Origin of the sequence: Carboxylicivirga longa (genome assembly GCF_050589825.1) — a bacterium.
Taxonomy (GTDB): domain Bacteria; phylum Bacteroidota; class Bacteroidia; order Bacteroidales; family Marinilabiliaceae; genus Carboxylicivirga; species Carboxylicivirga longa.
In genome coordinates this window covers 1-4,392 of the sequence record NZ_JBNGOZ010000042.1, presented here as the reverse complement: position 1 = coordinate 4,392, position 4,392 = coordinate 1, and the positions used below count along the sequence as shown (strand labels likewise).

Annotated in this window: 3 protein-coding genes; all 3 read right to left on the bottom strand. The window is 39.0% G+C overall.

Annotated elements, in window-relative coordinates; all coding sequences use genetic code 11:
- Window positions 1–423 precede the first annotated feature (423 nt).
- On the bottom strand, window positions 424–789 hold the full coding sequence (locus tag ACRD7A_RS18850) for a cystatin domain-containing protein (RefSeq protein WP_430812044.1): 366 nt from the start codon (window positions 787–789) through the stop codon (window positions 424–426).
- 109 nt (window positions 790–898) lie between these two features.
- Window positions 899–2,833: an amidohydrolase gene (locus ACRD7A_RS18845; RefSeq protein WP_430812043.1), complete on the bottom strand. Its 1,935-nt coding sequence runs from the start codon at window positions 2,831–2,833 to the stop codon at window positions 899–901.
- Between the two features lie 412 nt (window positions 2,834–3,245).
- On the bottom strand, window positions 3,246–4,223 hold the full coding sequence (locus ACRD7A_RS18840; protein ID WP_430812042.1) for a hypothetical protein: 978 nt from the start codon (window positions 4,221–4,223) through the stop codon (window positions 3,246–3,248).
- Window positions 4,224–4,392 lie beyond the last annotated feature (169 nt).

The following is a 4,392-nucleotide window of genomic DNA, read 5'->3' as shown; positions in this document are numbered from 1 at the left end:
TCTTTTATTTTGGCGGTATCCATGGCATTTTCTCATTAAGTTACAAAATTAAAACGCTATTGTAAACTACAGCCAATCAGAATTGTAAGTCTTAGTTTTACAAGCTATTGCAATAAGGCAAATGCTTACGAATGTTAAAATTCTTGCTTTCATATAGATTTGGTTTTAAATCTGACTAAATTAGAAATTAATCTCTGATATTCAGTAACTTATAATCTTCTCCATTTGTCATTTTTCAACTAATTAGTATTAACTAATTTACGTTAGCTCCAGAAATCACTAAACCGTTAAAAGAATTGATTATCGTGTTTTTAAATCAACGCTATAGGTCTATAGAGGGAACTCCACATAACTCCTTATTAACTATACTGTCTGTTGGTAATAGTTTTCACCCTTTCTTCCAGAAATATTTTAATATATCTATTACTCCTTCCACTCTACTATTTTATTCATTTTAAAATTTCCTTTCAAATCAACATAAACAATAGTATTCCAAACTTCTCCATTATCGAGTTTAAACTTAATGTCGTAATTCTTCCCCTTCACAATTTGAGTTTTTACTACTAGTATTTTGTCAAGTTTTGCCATAGTATTCATCTCTTTCAAAACATAGTCTATTACCTTTTCAACTTCTGGTGTAACTTCACTTTCACTCCATCCTCCAACTATATTTCTTTCCGGTTCTTCTTTATTTACCGCTGAATTCACAGATTTTTCTTTTTGTGTAGTGTTGACGCAACTACATACTACCACTACAAACACTGTTAAGATTGCTATTCTGATTTTCATGATTATGTTGTTTATATTGATTTTACAGATGATTTGACTCATTACCAGAGTATTGGCAATAGGCTTTTATTTGGGTACCTACTGTTAAGAAGCTTCAATTCTCGATTTACTATTGTTCCAACTTTTTAGCAAGAACAAGCGAGAAGATGCGGTTCAGTGTGCATACACAATTATCACCACCGTGTTCATGACCATGGCCATGAGTCTCTTCTATTTCCTTTGCAGCCAAATATGAATTTTCATTTAATACTGGACCAACTGAACCAGTATGGTTATTTTCATTATTAACAGGTAATAACCTTCCCTCGTGTATAGTACCCCAAATAGAAATATTCTTAATTTCAGATGCTTTGCAGGTAACAGGATTTTCGTCCAGAATAGTAAAATTAGCCAACTTGCCTGCCTCAATACTGCCTACCTGTTTTTCCAGTCCAAGAGAATAAGCTGCTTCGATGGTAACTGCCTTTAAAGCTCCTTCGCGACTCACTCGTTGATCCTTACCGGCCACCCTACCTGACTTTGTGATGCGATTCACCCCGCAATCCATCAAGAACAAAGGCTGCCCCGGTGCCATCGGCATGTCGGAATGATAAGAAAAAGGAATGTTGGCTTTTTCAACATCCGCCATTCTTACCATATTGTCAGCTCTTTCAGGACCTAATCCATCTTTGCTATACATGTCGGCAAGCGCTGTAACATAGTATGGATTGCCGCTAACAATAGCTCCTAATCTTTTAATACGGTCTACCTGATCTTTTCCAGCTACTGCAAAATGAACGACTACCATACGATGGTCGTAACGGGGATTTCGTCTCATATTGGCTTCAAGATTATTCAGAAGCATATCTAATGCAGCATCACCATTTACATGAATATGAATTTGGTAGCCGTTGTCCCAATACACACGAAAAGCCTTTGCAAATACTGCAGGATCCATAATCCATTCCCCTTTAAAATCGCCATTAATGAAAGGCTCACGAAGCTGTATGGCTAAAGAGTAAATGGCGCCATCGGCAAATAATTTAATTCCATTCGGCAACATCGTAGTCATTCCGTGACACCAATCCAGCGTTTTTTCTGCTTCAAGAATTGCATTTTCGGGATAAAGGCTGTAAATAGATTTTCCATCAGGAATAAAATAAAATCGAAAAGGACTTGAAGATTTTGATAGCACTTCATTTTCTGCTTCCTGAAGCTTTCTGGAGTATAATCCTCCCGGCTCACAGGCCAGTGTAACACCATTGGTGTGATAAAATTCCTGCATCAGTTTCAGCCCTTTTTGAAGTCTTTCAGGAGTTGCTAAGTAAGGTACAATCTTGGGCACCACTCCAAACATCCCTTGTTCCCAAAAGTGGCCTTCCTGAAAATTAGATTGTTCTTTAGCAGATGCCGTAAATTTACTAATATAGTCTTCGTCAATGCCCAATGTATTAAGAGCAACTGTATTTAAGGTAAATGCGTGACACGAGCGATGCCAGACGATAATTGGTCGCGTAGTGCTTAACTTATCGAGATCGGCACGAGTAAGCCTACCATGAAATGAAGGATGATACCCCCAAGTAAAAAGTAACTCATCTTTCGCTTTCAATTGCTTATTTGCTTCTGTTATCCGTTGTTGGTATTCTTCCTGATTATTAGCAGCAAGTGCAGTTTTGTTAGGCAAATTCCAATCTTCAATAGCTATTATCTCCGACATCATAGCTAAACTGGTTAACAAAGGGTGGTCGTGTTGTGCAATTAAACCAGGTACAATCACTTTATCAGCAAAGGTATTATCCACCGTATATTGCTGATCGCCAGCGGCAGCTTTTAGTTCATTCAGCGATCCAACCGCAAGAATTTTGTCACCCACAACGGCTACCGCAGAAGCTTTGGGCCTGTCAGGATTTAAGGTAATGATTTCCTTTGCCGTGTAAATAGTAACTTTAGGCAATGGAGCTGTTTCATTGATAATATCCTGAAGAGTAATACCTTGACTCCATGCATTGAGTGAAATAAAAATACAAACAATTACAACATTCAGGATTTTTGGTTTTGATTTCATAATAAAGTAGTTAGGTGTTATCAATTACTTCTTCGTTTCATATTCTGACTAATTCAGAAATAGACATCAGTATTTCAGGTATTTACGATTTTTTACTATCCTTCAAATTCCACCCTTATTGATGCCCCCCTTTTACGTTAGCTTAAGAAATCCATAAAACCTTAAAAGGGTTGATTACCTTGATTTTAAATCAATACTACCCGTAATTAGGGGAATTACTGGCAACTCTCCCATATAAATCATATTATATACATTCACCCTAAAGCTACATAATATATTTAACAGATGGGTCACTTAGCGTAATTATTTATCAGCCAAGGATATAAATTCATCGGATCATCGCAATACAAAGAACTCTGCATCGCACTTTAAGTAAAATTTAGCTCCGGATCAAATCCCAAATAAGAAGTCATCAAAACATCTTTCCCTGGAAAAGTCCTTTTTGCCGCCCCTGCCGTCGGCCAAAGTAGAAGGTAAGATCAACATAAGGCAGAAAGCCAATGTCATTGCTTGCAGTATAGTTGGCCACCGACAGCGCGTAAGCCACTGATGCCGAAAGGCGGGGAAATAACATCAACTGCAACTCAGCACTTTGCTCCACGGCATCCTTCCCGGTAAAATCACCTCGATAATAAGCGATGGAACCGCCCAGCATCAGGCTGCTTGTCATTTGCCAATCGGCTCTTGCTTTCAGGTAAGCCGTATAGCCCGATCCGGTAATGGCCGGACTGCGGTTCGTTAAAAAATGTCCTTCCATCTCCTTCAGATCGGAATCGCCAAAGGGGATACCAAAATCTACTCCCACAATACCGGTGAGGATGATATAGGGTTTATCGCGCCCGCAACGATCATTGTTCATAATCAGTCGCGAAACACTCAGCTCATTCTTCATAGACAGGATAAAAGGAATTTGCTCGGCTCCCTCCACAATCTCAGGATTATCGCGTTTATTAAACCACTTAAGCCCGGGCCTACCCGAGTAAAAACCATGCCGCGAAGCCACATACCAGCTTTCGTTGCGCCAGCGTTTTTTCAAATAGATATTGGGCATCCAATAATTAAGAGGTAAAACAGAAGACACTTCAAGGCCATCACTAAGGCCATAACGAGAAGGTTTCACAAGGCTGATATTACCCGACCCGGCATACACGGTATTGGCACTTTCGCTGTGCCACAACAAGTCATCGCGTTGGTCGTTTTGCCGGGCACCCATTGGCTGAGCAGGATTAAAAGCGTTGGTATTATCACGTCGGTTAGCCTCCTCTTGCCGCTTCCTCATCTCACGCTTCGAAGTGCGCTTTTTACTTTTATACTTTTTGTTGCTTTGTCCGGCCACGCCAATGCTAAGGCTTAAAAACAAAGGAAGAAATAGATGAACAAGCTTAGGCATACAACGTTTTTAATAGTACAAAACGCGAAATAATCATTTTTAGTTTATCGACATCATATAAATCGATGAGCGGCAGCTATTTCTTGATAAAATAGGCTATAGTTTAATAATGCGTTGTAAAACCGATTAGTTGTTGATAACATAGGTCTATTTTCAAAAACCTTTCCTT